This window comes from Novosphingobium terrae (assembly GCF_017163935.1).
GTDB classification, from domain to species: domain Bacteria; phylum Pseudomonadota; class Alphaproteobacteria; order Sphingomonadales; family Sphingomonadaceae; genus Novosphingobium; species Novosphingobium terrae.
In genome coordinates, this window is the sequence record NZ_JABVZR010000001.1 from 724,579 (window position 1) to 740,162 (window position 15,584).

Genomic DNA, 15,584 nt, shown 5'->3' on the forward strand with positions numbered 1-15,584 from the left:
CATGCGTATTCATGCCAATTGAGAGCACGCGCGGCAGGGGTTACCGTCGCGCGGGGCAACAGGGGGACGTTTCATGCAGCTTTTCCAATGCCAGTCCTGCGGTCAGGTGCTTTATTTCGAGAACACCGCTTGCGTGAAATGCGGCCATCGCCTCGGCTATCTGCCCGACCGGGGCCGGATGAGCGCGGTGGAGCCCGATGGCGCCGAATGGATCGCTCTGGCCAATCCCGAGGCGCGCTATCGCTTCTGCGCCAATTGGGAGCAGAATGCCTGCAACTGGATGGTCGATGCCGCGCAGGATGAGCCCTTTTGCATCGCCTGCCAGCACAACCGCATCATCCCGGATCTGTCGCTGCCGGAGAACCGCGCCAATTGGCAAAAGATCGAGGAGGCCAAGCGCCGCCTGTTCTACACGCTGATCAAGCTGCGCCTGCCGATGCCGACCGTCGCCAGCGGCGATCCCGAGCCTTTGGTCTTCGATTTCCCCGCCTCCAGCGATGGCCACAAGGTGATGACAGGCCATGACAATGGCGTGATCACCATCGCGCTGGAAGAGGCTGACGATGTGGCGCGCGAAAGTGCCCGGGCCTCGATGGGGGAGCTTTATCGCACGCTGCTGGGCCATTTCCGGCATGAGGTCGGCCATTACTACTGGGACCGTCTGGTGCGTGATGGCGGGGAGCTGGACAGCTTCCGCGCCCTGTTCGGCGATGAAACGCTCGATTACGGCGAGGCTCTGCAGCGCCACTACGATCAGGGCGCTCCGGCGGATTGGCAGCAGGATTTCGTCAGTTCCTATGCCACCATGCATCCGTGGGAAGACTGGGCCGAAACCTGGGCGCATTACCTCCATATCATCGACACGCTGGAGATGGCGGGCGCCTTTGGCATCCGCATCGAGCCGCGCATTGATCACGATCCGCAGCTGGAAACCGAAATCGTTTTCGATCCCCATCAGGATGTGCCGGTGGAACGGCTGATCGATGCGTGGTTGCCGCTGACCTATGCGGTCAATTGCCTCAACCGCTCGATGGGGCAGAGCGATCTCTATCCCTTCGTGATCCCGCCGCGCGTGGTGGAGAAGATGGCCTATATCCACCGGCTGATCCATGCCCGCGCCGCCATTCCTGTCCTTGGCTAAACCCTGCGGTGAGTGGTCGCTGGGGCGGGCCGGGCGGTTCGTCGCAGCGCCACTTTCGCGGGATTGGGGGCTTTCATCCAAGGCAGGCGAGGCCGCAGCCAAGGCCTTTCCGATCCAAGCCATGGGAGTAAAGCGATGTCACAGCATGATCACGATATTTCGACGCTGAACGAGCTGATCGCCACCACCATCGACAGCGCCGACGGCTATGCCGAAGCCGCCAAGGAGGCGCGCGGCAGCCGTTTCGAAACGCTCTTCAACGCCCGTGCCGGTGAGCGCCGCAACATCGCCAACACGCTTCAGCGCGAAGTCGGCCTGCTGGGCGGCGAGGCCGAAAGCAGCGGCACCATCCTGGCCAGCGCCGAGCGGCTGTTCTTCAACCTCAAATCGGTGGTGACCTCGCATGACGAGAAGATGATCGTCAACGAGGTCGAGTCCGGCGAGGACCATATCAAGGCCAAGTACGAGGATGCCGTGCGTGACACGGGCCTTTCCACGCAGGTCAAGGCGCTGATCGAACAGGCCTATCAGACCGTGCGCGCGGGCCATGACGAAATGCGCGACATCAAGCACAGCATGCAGGGTTAGGTCCTTTCCCCCGTCGGGACCTGACCCTGGGAAAAGGGCGAGGCGGCTGGAGCGCCTCGCCCTTTTCTTGTGCTTGTGGGTGGGAGTTGAATGGCAGGGGGATCGGTAATGCCTCCGGCGGGCAAAGGGCCATCGCCCTTTGCAATCCCTTTATTGTCAGCATTGCGCCTCGGGTTCGGCGTGAGATTTCGGGCTCAACGCAGCAGCTGTTGTTAGCCACTACGCGGATTGTTGCGGCCCGCCCGGAACCCGTGTTTTGCGCTGAAAAGTCCCTGCAGCGGTCATCGGAGAAACGGCCGAGTGCGTTTGCGCCACTCAGGCCGCGCCGATGCTGTCCAGATGACGCTGCAACCCGCGCTCATGGCGCGTCAGCCAGCGGGTGGCGCGGGGCAGGGGTGTGGTGGCAAACTCTCCCTTATCCTGCGCCAGAGCGATCAGGCTGGGATGGACATAGGATTTGCGCGCCACCGCCGGCGTGTTGCCGAGATCCGCGCAGACATGCGCCAGCATCGCCGTCAACCCGCCTGTGGGGCGCCGACGTTCCATCAGCCATTCAAAGGCCAGCACCGATGCAGCAAAGGTGCGAAAATGCTTGGCGGTGATGGCTTCCCCGGTGATGGCGCGCAGATAGTCGTTCACATCATGCGAGTGGATGGGATGGGCTTGGCCCTCATCGTCCAGCCACTGGAACAGATGCTGCCCCGGCACATCCTGCATCGCCTTCACAAAGCGCGCGAGGCCTTTGTCGGAAACAGCCATCCGGCATTGCTTGCCCGATTTGGCGCGGAAGCTCAGCGCGATTTTCCCGGCCTGCAGTTTCACATGCCGCATCCGCAGGGTGGAGGCGCCGAAGCTGCCGTTCTCGCGCGCGTAGCACTCATTGCCGACGCGGATATGCGTGACATCCAGCAGCCGCACCAGCGAAGCGATGGCCCGCTCACGGCTAAGGCCGCGCCGCGCCAGATCGGCCTCCACCCGCGCGCGGATCAGCGGCAGAACGGTGGCGAATGCGGCGCATCCGGCAAATTTCTCCGCCTCGCGCGCGGCGCGGAAATCAGGGTGATAGCGGTATTGGCGGCGGCCCTTGGCGTCGATCCCGGTGGCCAGCACATCGGCCTGCGGATCGGGTGAGAACCACGCCTGCTGATAGGCGGGCGGCAGGGCGATGCGGTTGAGCCGCGCCACCTCCTCGGCCTGCGTGATGCGGCTGCCGTCGGGCGCGAAATAGTGCCAGACCTTCCCCCGCCGCCTCCGTGTGATGCCCAAAGGCTGGTCGGAGGCGGGGAGGGAGAGTGCTGAGCTGGCCATAGGCATGAAAGCACGGCCAGCAAGGCTTTGTTCCTATTTGGCCTTCTTCAGCCGTCGCAGATTGGCGCGCACCCGCCCGCGATAGAGGCGTGTCGCCCCGCTGGCCTGATCGTGGGGCTGCATGCCCCATTGGCCCAGCGCCAGCTTCCAGCTGACATCGCCCATGGCACGCAGCTTTTCGCTGACCATACGCTCGCTTTCCCTGGCGGCGCCGGGCCCGCCGGTGGAGATCATCATCATGCGCAGGGCGATGACCTGTGCCGCTTCGAAGGAGAGCATGCTCCAGTCGAGCCACAGCTTGCTCATCTGCGCGGCGGTCTGGTGAGGAGAGGGCATCATCTCAAGGCACCAGCGCGTGGGTGAGCAGCTTGGCAACCTCTTCGGATTGCCCGTCCAGCACCGCCTTGGCCGAATAAAGCGCCGTGCCCAGCACCTGCGAGGCGCTGACCTTGGGCGGCATCACCAGCTCATAGCGGTCTGTCACCACATCGAGCAGGGCGGGGCCCGGCTCGGCCAGCCATTGCGCCACGGCGGCCTCAAGGCTTTCAGGGGCCTCCACCCTTTGCCCCCAGAAGCCGATGGCGCGGGCCACCTGCGCGAAATCGGGGTTCTTCAGATCGGTGAAGGCATGCAGCAGCCCCTCCACCTTCTGCTCCAGCTCAACAAAGCCCAGCGAGGCATTGTTGAACACGCAGACCTTGATCGGCAGCTCCTCCTGAATGGCGGTCAGCAGATCGCCCAGCAGCATGGAAAGCCCGCCATCGCCGCACAGCGCGATCACCTGCCGATCCGGATAGGCCGCCTTGGCCCCCAGCGCCTGAGGCATGGCATTGGCCATGGTGCCATGGGTGAGGGAAATGATCGTGCGGTTCTTCCCCGTGGCGGGCACATGGCGCAGGCACCACACCATGGGCGATCCACCATCGGCGGTGTAGACCGCGTCTTGCTGCGCATGGGCGGCGATCAGGCTGGTGAGATATTGCGGATGGATCGCTCCGCCCTTGCCGATCGTGGCGCGGCTCTGCTGGCCCTTGCGGGTTTCCGCCTGCATCTCCAGCGCGGCATCGAGGAATTTGCGATCCTCCCGCTCGCGGATCAGCGGCAGCAGCAGCTCCAGCGTGGGGCCGATATCGCCCACTGCGCCGATCTGCACCGGATGGCGGCGGCCCAGATGGGTGGGGTCGATGTCGATCTGGATGATCTTGGCCTTTTCCGGATAGAACTGCCGCCAGGCGAAATCGCAGCCCAGCAGCAGCAGCGTGTCGCAGCCCATCAGCGCGTGATAGCCCGCCTTGCCGCCAAAGATGCCGGTCATCCCCACATCATGCGGATTGTCATACTCCAGAAAATCCTTGGCGCGCGAGGTATGGGCGACGGGCGCCTTCAGTCTATCCGCCAGCGCCAGAATGGCATCATGCGCGCCCTCGCAGCCCGAACCGCCATAGATCGCCACCTTGCCTCCAGCGTTCAGAGCCTTGGCGATGCGGTCGATCTCATGGGGCGCCGGGACGGTGCGCGACTGGGCATGATGGACGGCGAAAGGCGCATCATCGGTCAGCTTGGCGGCGGAGATATCGGCAGGCACGATCAGCACCGCCACGCCCTTTTTCGACAGCGCCGCCTGAGCTGCCATCGCCGCCTTGCGCCGGGCTTGAGCAGGCGTGCGGATTTCATCGCACCACACGCTGCAGCTGGCATAGACCGCCTTGAAATCCACCTCCTGCGGGAAATCGAAGCCCAGCTCGTCGCGCACGATCTGACTGGCGATCAGCACCACCGGCGCGCGGTTGCGATGGCTCTCAAACAGGCCGTTGATGAAATGCAGGCTGCCCGGCCCGCAAGAGCCCGCGCACAGCGCCAGATCGCCCGTCAGCAGCGCATCGGCCCCGGCGGCGAAGGCGCCCGCCTCCTCATGCCGCACATGGACCCAGCGCAGATCCTCTTTCTCGCGAATGGCGTCGGTGATGTGGTTGAGCGTGTCGCCCGGAATGCCATAGACGCGCCGCGCCCCCGCTTCGAACAAAGTGTCGACGATGGCCTGCGCAACGGTGGATGACATCGGATGCTCCTTGCGAGAGAGATACAAAAAATGGGGCAGGCTTTCGGCCCGCCCCGCAGATGTGAGTCAGGGATGTGCGGCGCTTGGGTGTCACAGCAGCCCCACCGCATGATGACCGGCCTGATCGGGCCGGATGGCCAGACCGGTGAACAGGTCGAACAGGCCCGCCAGCGTGATATCGGCGGTCCAGACCTCGGCCTTGCTGATCTCGAAGCGCATCAGCGCCAGCGTTGGATCGTCCTTGCCGCCGGGGAACCAGGCTTCGACCTTGTTCGACCACAGCTTGTCCAGCACATTGCGGTCCTGCTCGCGGTGCAGGCGGCCAGACAGGGCAGCAAACAGCTTGTGCCCGCTGCTTGAGAAATCGACCTCCGCCGAGGCCTCGACCGCCAGCGTGCTGGACTGGTGCATGAAGAACCACACCGTGTGGTGCGCGTTGCGATCCAGCATGGCCGTCATCGGCTGGCTGTGGGCACCGGCCTCGCTCAGGCGCATCATGACGAAGGGGCTGTCGTCCAGCGCGTTCCAGAAGGCGTTGCGGATATCATTGTCCATGGCGAGTTCTCCTCGGTAGGGGGCACCTTGGGGAGCAAGCGGCGTGGAGCGCTATGCGTTGCGTCAGGGAGATAACGGGCAAGGCGGGGCGCTTGTTCCGCGTAAAATCGCCTTGCGGATAAAAGCCTTGGCGGCTGGGCGGTTGCCTTGCCGCAGGCCCGTGAAGGGCGCATAAAAGCGCACCCCGGCCCCGCTGGAGTCGCGGGGCCGGGGTGCTGATAACATCGGTTTTACAGCTGGATCAGGCGCCCCTTATGCTCCGGGCCCGATCATGGTTTCGGGCCGCACCAGCGAGTCAAATGTCGCCTCTTCCACCAGCCCGGTTTCCAACGCCGCTTGCTTCAGCGTCAGCCCGTTGTGCTGGGCATGTTTGGCGATCTTGGCGGCATTTTCGTAACCGATGGCCGGAGCCAGAGCCGTCACCAGCATCAGCGAACGGTCGAGCAGTTCGGCCAGCCTTTCGCGGTTGGGCTCAAGCCCCTCCAGCGTGCGCTCCGTAAAGCTGGCGATGCCATGGGCCAGCAAATGGATCGAACGCAGCACATTGGCCCCGATCATCGGCTTGAAGACGTTCAGCTCCAGATGGCCCTGCAGCCCGCCAATGGTGATTGCCGTGTTGAGGCCGATCACCTGAGCGGCCACCATGGTCAGCATCTCGCATTGCGTGGGGTTGACCTTGCCCGGCATGATCGAGCTGCCCGGCTCATTTTCAGGCAGCAGCAATTCGCCGATCCCGGCGCGCGGGCCGGAACCCAGCAGGCGGATATCATTGGCGATCTTGGTCAACGCCGTCGCCAGAGCCGACAGCGCGCCCGACAAAGCCACCAGCGCATCATGCCCGGCCAGAGCGGCAAAGAGATTGGTGGCCGGGCGGAAGGGCACGCCGGTGATCTCGGCCAGTTCCGCCGCGATGTCCTGAGAAAAGCCTTCCGGCGCGTTCAGCCCGGTGCCGACCGCTGTGCCGCCCTGCGCCAGCTCCAGCACCTCGTTCAGCGTGTAGGCGATGCGGGTGCGCGCCTTGGCGATCTGGTCGGCATAGCCCGAAAATTCCTGCCCCAGCGTGATCGGCGTGGCATCCTGCATATGGGTGCGGCCGATCTTGATGATGGGCTGCCATTCTTCCGCCTTGCGCTCCAGCACATGATGCATCGCGGCCAGCGCCGGATCGAGCTGCGCCAGCACCGCCACGGCAGCAGCAATATGCAGCGCAGTGGGGAAGCTGTCGTTGGAGGATTGCGCGCGGTTGACGTGATCGTTCGGGTGGACAGGGCTCTTGCCGCCGCGCTTGCCGGTCAGCAATTCGTTGGCGCGGCTGGCCACCACCTCGTTGACGTTCATGTTGGTCTGCGTGCCGGAACCGGTCTGCCAGATCACCAGCGGGAACTGGTCGTCAAGCTGGCCGGTCGCCACTTCGCTGGCGGCGGCATCGATGGCCTCGGCAATCTCGGCAGGCAGGCCGTGGCGGGCGTTCACCTTGGCGGCGGCCTGCTTGATGCGGGCGAGGGCATGGATGATCTCGATCGGCATGCGTTCCTGCGGGCCGAAGGGGAAGTTCTGCAGGCTGCGCTGGGTCTGCGCGCCCCAATAGGCCTCGGCGGGGACGGGTATGCCGCCCAGACTGTCGGTTTCGGTGCGGAATTCCTGAGTCATGTTAGTCCTCCGAGGGGTGAGGCGGGTCGATGAACAAGATAGGCAAGGCTTGCGCTTATGGAAGCCTTATCCGACGATGGTCGAGGCCAAGGCGAAAGGGGCGTGCGATGCCTGGAATGCTGCGCAACAAACGAGCCATGGCGCGCTGGTTTCTGGTGGTGCTTTATGCGCTGGCGGGGGTGCTGCATCTGGTGCTGCCCGCGCCGTTCATCGGCATCACACCCGGCTGGGTGCCATACCCCGCGCAGGTGATCGCTGTGACGGGCTTGTGTGAGATCGCAGGAGCGGTCGCTTTGGCCCAACCGCGCTGGCCGGGGCTGAGGCGCGCGGCGGGGGTGGCTCTGGCGCTTTATGCGCTCTGCGTGTTTCCGGCCAACATCCACCATATGATGATGGATCTGGCGCGAAGCGATCATGGGCTGGGTTATGCCTATCATCTGCCCCGCATGGTGGCGCAGCCGGTGCTGATCTGGCTGGCCCTGTGGTGCAGCAAGCCGCCTCATTAAGCCGAGGGATAGCTGGAGAGTTCCACCAGATTGCCATCGGGATCACGGCAATAGACCGAGCAGATTGTGCCCCTTGCCCCGCGCTTCTCCACCGGGCCAACTTCCACGACGACACCCTGCTGCGCCAGATGCGCCAGCACGGCGTCGGGCGAGGCATCGACCAGAAAGCAGAGATCGTCACTGCCGGTGGCGGGATGGTGACCGGTGAACCACTCGGCCTGCGTGGCGGCGATGGGGCGCAGATTGATCTTCTGTGCGCCGAAATGCAGGCTGATGCGCGGGGTTTTGCCGGGCCCCGGGATATGCTCCTCGCGGCTCATGCCGAGGATGCTTGTGTACCACGCGGCGCTGGCCTCGGGATCGCGCACATTCAGCACGATATGGTCGATGGCGGTGGCACGGATCATGCGGTTTTCTCCCAGTTCAGCCAGTCACGCAGGAGAGCGCTGGTGGCCTCGGGCTGTTCCAGCGGTGGCAGATGGCCGCATTGCGCAAAGCGATGCAGACGCGCGCCGGGGATGGCCTGATGCATCGCCTCGGCCAGAGGGGGCGGGGTCATCCGGTCATCCTCGCCCACCGCGATCAGCGTGGGCACCGTGATGCCGGGCAGCAGAGGGCGACTGTCCGTGCGAGTCAGGATCGCCTGCTGCTGGCGGACAAAGGCCTGCTGGCCGACCTCCTTGGCCATGGCGCGCACGGTGGCGCCCACCGGCCCGCACACATGGCTTTCATGCACGAGTTGCGGCAGCATCGCCTCGGTCACGCCCATAAAGCGGCCCAGACCCAGCGTCTTTATGGCGCGCTGGCGTTCGGCTTGCCGGGCCTCACCATCGGGCGCGGCACTGGTGTCGAGCAGGGCGAGGCGGGTGACCCGCCCGGGCGCCTGCCGCATGATCTCCAGCGCGACATAGCCGCCCATCGACAGGCCCGCCAAGGCAAAGCGTTCCGGCGCCTGAGCCAGCACGCGGGCGGCCATGGCGGGGATGCTATCGTCCTGCGTGAGGTCAGCGATCCATGGCGCTGCGATATCGGCCAGATCGTCGGCCTGCCTTTGCCATAGCCGCGCATCGCACAGCAGGCCGGGGAGCAGCACAAGGGCCTCAGCCATGGGCGCGCTCCTCGCGGATGGTCAGCGTCAGCACCACGCCCACCAGCGCCAGCGCGCCAGACAGGCCTGCCACGCCGCTCCAGCCCAGATGCTGCCAGAACCAGCCGCCCACCGAGCCCGTCACGCTGGAGCCCAGATAGTAGAACAGCAGATAGAGCGAGGCGGCATGGCCCTTGGCCGGCCCCGCCAGCCGCCCGACCCAGCCGCTGGCAATGGCATGGGCGGCGAAAAAGCCGATCGTCACCAGAAGAATGCCCAGAATGACGATCCACAGCGCGCTGGCCATGGTGGCCGCCACGCCCAGCCCCATCAGCGCCAGAGCGGCGGCGGCGGGCAGGCGTCGCCCGATGCGGTCGGCCAGTTGCCCGGCGGCGGAGCTGGTGAACATGCCCGAGATATAGGTCAGGAAGATCATGCTGATCGCCGTCTGCCCCAGATTGTAGGGCGCGGCGGAGAGGCGGAAACCGGCGTAGTTGAAGATGGTGACAAAGACGCTGGTCAGCACAAAGCCCACGCCGAACAGGCGCAGCATCGCCGGATTGCGCAGATGGCCCAGCCAGATCGCGGGATGGCCGCGCAGCTGGAACCGCTCATGCGGGATAAAGCGCTTTGAGGCGGGCAGCAGCAGCGCAAAGCCAGCCGCTGCCGCCAGATCGGCGATGCTGATGGCGATCATCGCGCCGCGCCATGAGGTGAGGTCGGTCAGCACGCCCATGCCCACACGCCCGGCCATGCCGCCAAAGGCCGTGCCCGCGACATAGAGGCCCATCGCCCGACCCAGATCGCGGTGGTGGATCTCCTCGGCCAGATAGGCCATCGCCACGGCGGGCACGCCGCCCAGCGCCAGACCTTCCAGCAGGCGGAAGCCCAGCATCGCGGGCCACCATGGCGCTATCCCCGCCAGCAGGTTGAACAGCGCCGCGCAGGCCATGGAGGCGAACATCAGCGGTCTGCGCGGCAGGGCCTGAGACAGAGCGCCCATGGCAAAGATCGCCAGCGCCAGCGCTCCGGTGGTGAGCGAGAGGGCCAGCGAACTTTCCGCCGGGCCGATATGAAAGCTGCGCGAGAACTCCGGCAGCAGCGGCTGCACGCAATAGAGCAGCGAGAAGGTCGAGAACCCCGCCAGAAACAGGGCGAGGCTGGCATGGCGATAGGCGGGCGCGCCGCGCGCCATGCCTTCGGGCAGGGTTGTTTCGGAGAAGGAAGCGATGGCGTTCATGGCCCTCGATATAGGCCTGCGGAGACCGCCAGTCCAATCTATGGCACTGGCGATTGTGATCTGTTTTATATATGATGATGGCGAGAGGATCGCCTGATGGAACTGCGCCATATCCGCTATTTCCTCGCCGTGGCCGAGGAGGGCAATTTTACCCGCGCCGCCGCGCGCATGGGCATCGGCCAGCCGCCGCTCAGCCAGCAGATTCGTGATCTGGAGGAGGAGATCGGCACCCGCCTGTTCCACCGCGTGCCCCATGGTGCGGAACTGACCGAAGCGGGGCGCGCCTTTCTGGACGGCGTTTCCGCTCTGCCCGATCAGGTGGCGGGGGCGGTGAGGCAGGCCCAGCGGGCAGGGCGCGGCGAGACCGGGGCGCTGCGCATCGGTTTTACCGGTGCGGCGGCGCTGAACCCCATCGTTCCCGCCGCGATCCGGGCCTTTCAGCGCTCACGCCCGCAGGTGGAACTCACGCTGCTGGAGCGCAACAGTACGGCGCTGGGTCAGGGGGTGCGCGACGGCAGCCTCGATCTGGCCTTTCTGCGACCCTCTCCCACCGAGGCGGATCTGCATCTCAGCCTGTTTCCTGATGAGGAGATGATCGCCGCCGTGCCTGTGGGCCATCCGTCCCTGCCTGAGGACCCAGACGCGCCGCTGGTGCTGGCCGATCTGCGCGACGATCCCTTTATCCTGACGCCCCGCCCCGTCGGCACCGCCTGGTTCGATGCCGCGCTGGAGGCTTGCGAGCTGGCCGGTTTTACCCCGCAGCTGGGGCAGGCAGCGCCGCAATTGTCCTCGGTGCTGTCACTGGTGGCAGCGGGGCAGGGTGTGTCGGTGGTGCCGGTGTCGATGCGGCAATTGGCGCTGGAGGGGGTCAGCTATCGTGCGATTGGCGATGTGAAGGCCCGCACAAGGCTGGCGCTGGCCAGCTTGCGCGGCAGTCGTACAGTGCTGGTGCGGCATTTTCTGGGGTTGGCGCTTCCCGCCTAGTCCGGTCGCCGCTTGATGACATGGATCTGCTCGACATGCCCCGGCCACAGCTGGACGCGGTAGTGGTCGTTGCCATCCAGCCCATCCTCGGAATGATCGTCGAGGTTGGCATAGCTGACGCGGACGGCATAATCGCCCGGCGGCACGGCAAAGTGCTGACTGTCTTCCATGCTGTCCGTACAGCCGAGCGCTAAAATTGTGCCGCTTGTCACGATAAGCGGGCATTCAATCACCTGATCCCATGCTGCAACATCGGCAGATGGCTGTTCGTGCAGAATTTCGAGGGTGACCGGGACGGTCATATTGCGCGCCGTGCCCACTGCGACCAGATCGGGCCCCGCAGCGAGCATGCGATCCGTGGTCAGCTGATCCCAGATTGTCCCGGTGTCGGTCTTGCGCTCCTCATCGCAGATGTAGAATTGGAAGTAATCGGCGAAAAGAGAAAGTTCGTAACGCTGATCATCCATGGCGCGATGCTATCCTTTCTATTCCTTCCGCGTAGCGGCTTAAGATAGCTTAGACATCGCGTCCTGCTTCCGACGATGAGTGGTGGCAAAACGTAGACATTAAAGGGATTGCAAAGGGCGATGGCCCTTTGCCCGCCGGAGGCTAAAACCTAAACCCCTTACTTCCCCCGACGCTTGGCATGCCGATGCGTTTCATGCTCGGCCCCCGTGAAATCATAGACCGCCACACCGGATGGATCATGCGGCAGGCGCAGCACTTCGGGATGAGTCAGCGTGTGCTGGGCATCCTCGTAACCGGCGGTCCAGTGGTCTTCCATGGTCTGGCGCGAGAATTCGTAATCCTTCGACTCGCCCTCATAGGTCTGCGATCTGTAGACCAGCTGGACGATGTTGAAGAGCGCTGGATCGGTCGCCTCGATCAGCGTCTTGGCTTCGGGCGTTTCCAGCAATTCGGGTGGCACTTGCGCGGCCAGCTTGCGGAAGGCGGCTCGCAGCAACTGGCGTTCGCGGAAGGTGTCGGTGGCGGTGCGGGTGCGGCTGGAGAACTGGATCTCCTTGGCGCGCACCGCCACGCTTTGCAGATCCGAGGGGAGCGGCCCGCGCGCGCTCCACAGATCGACCTGAAACACCAGCGTATCCAGCTCCGAACGCGACGACAGCACCCAGTCTAGCGGCGTGTTGGAGACCAGGCCGCCATCCCAGTAATGCTCGCCATCGACCTCCACGGGCGGGAAGCCGGGGGGCAGGGCGCCGCTGGCCATGATATGCTCGGGCCGGATCTTGTCGGTGGCATTGTCGAAATAGGCGAAATTGCCGGTGCGGATGTTGACCGCGCCGACGCTGAAACGGGTTTCGCGCGCATTGATGCGGTCAAAATCGACGAGCGACTCCAGCGTGGCCTTGAGCGGGGTGGTGTCATACCAGCTGGTCGCGCCCGCGCTGCCGCTGGGGTAGAGGCCGGGGGGCAGCATGCGCGGTGTGAAGAAGCCCGGCACGCCGCCGACCAGCACATGGCCCGCCGCGATCTGGTTGATGGCGCCGCGCACCGTGGCATCGCGCGCCAGATGCGGCAGCCATTCGGCCCAGCTGGCGCTATGGGCGCTGACGCCCTCCCAGAACTGCCGGAGCTTGCCCACGCGGCTGCCGCGCGGATTGCCGGCGATGATCGCGCTGTTGATCGCGCCGATGGAGATGCCCGCGATCCAGTTGGGCTCGATCTCGCGCTCGGCCAGCGCTTCATAAACGCCCGCCTGATAGGCTCCCAGGGCGCCTCCGCCCTGAAACAGCAGGGCGACGCAGCTGAAGGGCGTGCCATTGTCACCGCGGTTATGAGTGGAGGGGGCTTTCCATGGACGCAGCTTGGGCGAAGATGACATGGCGGCTCCTTCGAGAGCTTGGGGGGTGGCCCCACACTATCCGAAGAAACCGCCGATGCAAGCGCGCCCGGCGCAATCGCGATACGCCTGATTGCAAGCGATAAAGCGGGAACAAATGTGACGTTTCAGTCTTAATCCAGCCGCGCCGGTTCCAGACGCGGGCTGAGCAGATGCACCGCCAGCAGGGCCAGTACATAGGCGCTGGCGCAGATGGCGAACAGCACCTCGTAGCTGTGGGTGGCGTCCAGCACATAGCCGGTGAATTTGGCCATGCCCATGCCGCCCAGTGCGCCGATGGTGCCGCCGATGCCCACCACGCTGCCCACTGCCGCGCGGGGGAAGAGGTCCGAGGGCAGGGTGTAGACATTGGCGGAAAAGGCCTGATGCGCGGCGGTGGCAAGGCCGATCACCAGCACGGCGCCCCACACGCTCTCGATGCTCTGGGCGAACCAGATCGGGGCGACGCAGATGGCGCAGACCAGCATCGTCAGCTTGCGCGCGGCATTCACGCTGTAGCCGCGCCGGATCATGGTGGAGGACATCCAGCCGCCTGCCACGCTGCCCAGGTCGGAGATGATGTAGATCGCCGCCAGCGGCAGGCCGAAGCTTTTGAGATCGAGGTGATAGCGGTCGAACAGATAGCCCGGCAGCCAGAAGAGGAAGAACCACCAGATCGGGTCGATCAGGAATTTGGCGATGGCATAGCACCATGTCTCACGCTTGGAGAGCAGCGGGCCCCAGCCGATCTTTACGCTGGTGTCGGCCTTGTCCTGACGGATCCAGTCCAGCTCGCCCTGTGTGACATGGGGATGGACCGAAGGGTGGCGATAAAGCGCCCACCACGCCGCCAGCCAGGCCACGCCAAAGATGCCGGTGACGAAGAAGGCCGTGCGCCAGCCGAACCACAGCACCAGCGCGGGCACCAGCAGCGGGGTGATGATCGCGCCGACATTGGCGCCCGCGTTGAAGATGCCGATGGCGAGGGCCCGCTCGCGCTGGGGGAACCAGTCGGCCACGGCGCGGATGCCGGCGGGGAAGTTGCCGGATTCGCCAATGCCCAGCCCGAAGCGCGCGGCGGCGAAAGAGGCGACGCCGCTGGCGAAACCATGCGCCATATGGCCGATGGTCCAGATCACGATGGCGATGGCGTAGCCCATGCGGGCGCCCAGCTTGTCGACGACGCGCCCGAAGCTCAGATAGCCCAGCGCATAGGCCATCTGGAACCAGAAGATGATGTTGGAATAGGCGTTCTCGTCCCAGCCGAGTTCGCTTTGCAGCGTGGGTTTCAGCACGCCGATCATCTGGCGATCGATGTAATTGACGGCGGTGGCCGCAAACAGCAGCCCGCAGACCACCCAGCGATAGCGCCCTGCCTTGGCCGAAAGCCCTTCCGCCGTATCCGGGCGCGCGGCGGCCAGCGGAGCCGAAGCGTCGGCGCTGGCCGTTTTCAACACGGATTGCGGGTCTGAGGTGGCGCTGTTCATCGATCTCTCTCCATCATGGCCCTTTGCGGGCTCTTGATCGCGGCGACCCTAATGCGGATCGCCGGTGCTGTCTTTGCTGATCAGCGGGCCTTTGCGGCCACGATCCGGCATGACACCTGACCATAGGGCCCGAAGCTGGCCGTCGCGCTCTGCCCCACGGCGATGGCGTGGACGCCGGTCACTGCTCCGGTCGAGACCCAGAGGCCCTTGGAGGTGTCGATCCCGCGCTCGATCAGATTGGCGAGCAGGAAACGCACCGCGCCCAGCGGCCCGTCGAGCATGGCGGCGGCGGTGGCCTCGCCCACGATCTCGCCATTGATGGCGGTCGAGAGGGGCAGGCTGCGCAGATCGAGTGTGCGCCAGCCTTCCAGCACGGCGCCGAGAATCAGCCCATGGTTGTTGCCGAAATCCGAGACGGTGACCGTGGGCCCATCCTCGTTGATGCCGGGATAGGGGGAGGAGGCGATCTCGATGCCGATGCGCAGATCATCGAGGATGGCCAGCGTTCCGGCGTCATCGGCGGGCACGGCTCCGGTGAAGCCCGGCGCGACATGGGCCATGAATTCGGCCTCCACCGCGGCGAAGCCCTCGGCAAAGACAGGCATCTCGGGCGCGGCGCCGGGGGCGGCCCAGATCACCGTATCGGCGAAGATCGGCCCTGCCAGCCGGTCCGTGCCCAGTCGCTCGACATGGGGCGGGGGCACGCGGCCCACCTTCCAGCCGACAACCGTGCGATCCTCAAGGGCGAGGGCGCGATTCTGGATGGCATAGGCCTCGGCCATGTCCTGCGGCTTGGTGCCGGGATAGGTGGCCAGCCCTGTGGCATCCCGGCGCGCCTGCACAAAGGCGCTGGCCACTTTGTCGATCTCAAGCCTGTCGATCTCTACGGACACTCTTCCCAACCTTCCCCACTATCTTGTGTGACGTCGTCTTGAGGATAGGGTTACTGGAAACCGGTGTCATTGACAATCATCTCGCGAATTTTTGTCCTGTCCGCTGATGAAAGGCTGATTTCGCAGGTGGACCGGCTGGGAAGGCAGGCGCCAATAGGGCGATGTAAAGCGGGAAAGGAGGTTTGACGGGATATCGGTAACCGGTGTCAGATTGGCGGTAAAGGGAAGGATCTTGAGGTTGTCCGG

Annotated in this window: 16 protein-coding genes; 4 read left to right on the forward strand and 12 right to left on the reverse strand. The window is 64.9% G+C overall.

The window, feature by feature from the left end; genetic code table 11:
• Positions 1–73 precede the first annotated feature (73 nt).
• Positions 74–1,141 carry a zinc-binding metallopeptidase family protein gene (locus HGK27_RS03385; protein ID WP_206238741.1) on the forward strand — a complete coding sequence of 356 codons (1,068 nt, stop codon included), beginning with the start codon at positions 74–76 and terminating at the stop codon, positions 1,139–1,141.
• Between the two features lie 135 nt (positions 1,142–1,276).
• Positions 1,277–1,729, forward strand: a complete 453-nt coding sequence (locus HGK27_RS03390; protein ID WP_206238743.1) for a PA2169 family four-helix-bundle protein — start codon at positions 1,277–1,279, stop codon at positions 1,727–1,729.
• Positions 1,730–2,044: 315 nt separating this feature from the next.
• On the opposite strand, the gene HGK27_RS03395 is transcribed toward HGK27_RS03390, so the two are convergent.
• The 5 genes from HGK27_RS03395 to fumC all read right to left on the reverse strand — a co-directional run bounded on the left by HGK27_RS03395 (position 2,045) and on the right by fumC (position 7,301).
• The gene (locus tag HGK27_RS03395) at positions 2,045–3,037 is read right to left on the reverse strand and encodes a DNA topoisomerase IB (RefSeq protein WP_206238745.1); all 993 of its coding nucleotides are present in this window, start codon (positions 3,035–3,037) and stop codon (positions 2,045–2,047) included.
• Between the two features lie 33 nt (positions 3,038–3,070).
• On the reverse strand, positions 3,071–3,376 hold the full coding sequence (locus HGK27_RS03400; protein ID WP_206238747.1) for a hypothetical protein: 306 nt from the start codon (positions 3,374–3,376) through the stop codon (positions 3,071–3,073).
• 1 nt (position 3,377) lies between these two features.
• Entirely contained in the window at positions 3,378–5,096 is a 1,719-nt protein-coding gene (locus tag HGK27_RS03405; protein WP_206238750.1) for a thiamine pyrophosphate-dependent enzyme, read from the reverse strand.
• Positions 5,097–5,186: 90 nt separating this feature from the next.
• Positions 5,187–5,651, reverse strand: coding sequence for a pyridoxamine 5'-phosphate oxidase family protein (locus tag HGK27_RS03410; protein WP_206238752.1), 465 nt, complete (start codon positions 5,649–5,651; stop codon positions 5,187–5,189).
• Positions 5,652–5,903: 252 nt separating this feature from the next.
• A complete protein-coding gene (gene fumC, locus HGK27_RS03415; RefSeq protein WP_206238754.1) occupies positions 5,904–7,301 on the reverse strand; it encodes a class II fumarate hydratase in 1,398 nt (465 codons plus the stop codon).
• A 107-nt stretch (positions 7,302–7,408) separates the two neighbouring features.
• Between fumC and HGK27_RS03420 the strand changes: the two genes are divergently transcribed.
• Entirely contained in the window at positions 7,409–7,807 is a 399-nt protein-coding gene (locus tag HGK27_RS03420; RefSeq protein ID WP_241126819.1) for a DoxX family protein, read from the forward strand.
• On the opposite strand, the gene HGK27_RS03425 is transcribed toward HGK27_RS03420, so the two are convergent.
• The 3 genes from HGK27_RS03425 to HGK27_RS03435 are packed head-to-tail and all read right to left on the reverse strand — an operon-like array spanning position 7,804 to position 10,134.
• The gene (locus HGK27_RS03425) at positions 7,804–8,214 is read right to left on the reverse strand and encodes a VOC family protein (protein WP_206238756.1); all 411 of its coding nucleotides are present in this window, start codon (positions 8,212–8,214) and stop codon (positions 7,804–7,806) included. The two genes, HGK27_RS03420 and HGK27_RS03425, sit on opposite strands and share 4 nt — an antisense overlap.
• Complete coding sequence (locus HGK27_RS03430) at positions 8,211–8,915, reverse strand: alpha/beta fold hydrolase (RefSeq protein ID WP_206238758.1); 705 nt, start codon at positions 8,913–8,915, stop codon at positions 8,211–8,213. The genes HGK27_RS03425 and HGK27_RS03430 overlap by 4 nt, the downstream gene beginning before the upstream one ends.
• On the reverse strand, positions 8,908–10,134 hold the full coding sequence (locus HGK27_RS03435) for an MFS transporter (protein ID WP_241126820.1): 1,227 nt from the start codon (positions 10,132–10,134) through the stop codon (positions 8,908–8,910). Before HGK27_RS03435 ends, HGK27_RS03430 begins: the two co-directional genes overlap by 8 nt.
• A gap of 96 nt (positions 10,135–10,230) precedes the next feature.
• Between HGK27_RS03435 and HGK27_RS03440 the strand changes: the two genes are divergently transcribed.
• On the forward strand, positions 10,231–11,118 hold the full coding sequence (locus tag HGK27_RS03440) for a LysR family transcriptional regulator (RefSeq protein WP_206238760.1): 888 nt from the start codon (positions 10,231–10,233) through the stop codon (positions 11,116–11,118).
• Here HGK27_RS03440 and HGK27_RS03445 read toward each other — a convergent pair.
• The 4 genes from HGK27_RS03445 to HGK27_RS03460 all read right to left on the reverse strand — a co-directional run bounded on the left by HGK27_RS03445 (position 11,115) and on the right by HGK27_RS03460 (position 15,338).
• Positions 11,115–11,585, reverse strand: a complete 471-nt coding sequence (locus HGK27_RS03445; protein WP_206238761.1) for a hypothetical protein — start codon at positions 11,583–11,585, stop codon at positions 11,115–11,117. The two genes, HGK27_RS03440 and HGK27_RS03445, sit on opposite strands and share 4 nt — an antisense overlap.
• 158 nt (positions 11,586–11,743) lie before the next feature.
• Complete coding sequence (locus tag HGK27_RS03450) at positions 11,744–12,961, reverse strand: patatin-like phospholipase family protein (protein ID WP_206238763.1); 1,218 nt, start codon at positions 12,959–12,961, stop codon at positions 11,744–11,746.
• 131 nt (positions 12,962–13,092) lie between these two features.
• The gene (locus tag HGK27_RS03455; protein ID WP_206238765.1) at positions 13,093–14,445 is read right to left on the reverse strand and encodes an MFS transporter; all 1,353 of its coding nucleotides are present in this window, start codon (positions 14,443–14,445) and stop codon (positions 13,093–13,095) included.
• A gap of 80 nt (positions 14,446–14,525) precedes the next feature.
• On the reverse strand, positions 14,526–15,338 hold the full coding sequence (locus HGK27_RS03460) for a 2-keto-4-pentenoate hydratase (RefSeq protein WP_206238766.1): 813 nt from the start codon (positions 15,336–15,338) through the stop codon (positions 14,526–14,528).
• Between the last annotated feature and the right edge of the window lie 246 nt (positions 15,339–15,584).

Coding starts and splice junctions, on each gene's coding strand:
- HGK27_RS03430 (WP_206238758.1), bottom strand. CDS start 8,915: ATGGCTGAGGCCCTTGTGCTGCTCCCCGGCCTGCTGTGCGATGCGCGG.
- HGK27_RS03445 (WP_206238761.1), bottom strand. CDS start 11,585: ATGGATGATCAGCGTTACGAACTTTCTCTTTTCGCCGATTACTTCCAA.
- fumC (WP_206238754.1), bottom strand. CDS start 7,301: ATGACTCAGGAATTCCGCACCGAAACCGACAGTCTGGGCGGCATACCC.
- HGK27_RS03455 (WP_206238765.1), bottom strand. CDS start 14,445: ATGAACAGCGCCACCTCAGACCCGCAATCCGTGTTGAAAACGGCCAGC.
- HGK27_RS03395 (WP_206238745.1), bottom strand. CDS start 3,037: ATGGCCAGCTCAGCACTCTCCCTCCCCGCCTCCGACCAGCCTTTGGGC.
- HGK27_RS03435 (WP_241126820.1), bottom strand. CDS start 10,134: ATGAACGCCATCGCTTCCTTCTCCGAAACAACCCTGCCCGAAGGCATG.
- HGK27_RS03425 (WP_206238756.1), bottom strand. CDS start 8,214: ATGATCCGTGCCACCGCCATCGACCATATCGTGCTGAATGTGCGCGAT.
- HGK27_RS03385 (WP_206238741.1), top strand. CDS start 74: ATGCAGCTTTTCCAATGCCAGTCCTGCGGTCAGGTGCTTTATTTCGAG.
- HGK27_RS03410 (WP_206238752.1), bottom strand. CDS start 5,651: ATGGACAATGATATCCGCAACGCCTTCTGGAACGCGCTGGACGACAGC.
- HGK27_RS03400 (WP_206238747.1), bottom strand. CDS start 3,376: ATGATGCCCTCTCCTCACCAGACCGCCGCGCAGATGAGCAAGCTGTGG.
- HGK27_RS03390 (WP_206238743.1), top strand. CDS start 1,277: ATGTCACAGCATGATCACGATATTTCGACGCTGAACGAGCTGATCGCC.
- HGK27_RS03440 (WP_206238760.1), top strand. CDS start 10,231: ATGGAACTGCGCCATATCCGCTATTTCCTCGCCGTGGCCGAGGAGGGC.
- HGK27_RS03405 (WP_206238750.1), bottom strand. CDS start 5,096: ATGTCATCCACCGTTGCGCAGGCCATCGTCGACACTTTGTTCGAAGCG.
- HGK27_RS03450 (WP_206238763.1), bottom strand. CDS start 12,961: ATGTCATCTTCGCCCAAGCTGCGTCCATGGAAAGCCCCCTCCACTCAT.
- HGK27_RS03420 (WP_241126819.1), top strand. CDS start 7,409: ATGCCTGGAATGCTGCGCAACAAACGAGCCATGGCGCGCTGGTTTCTG.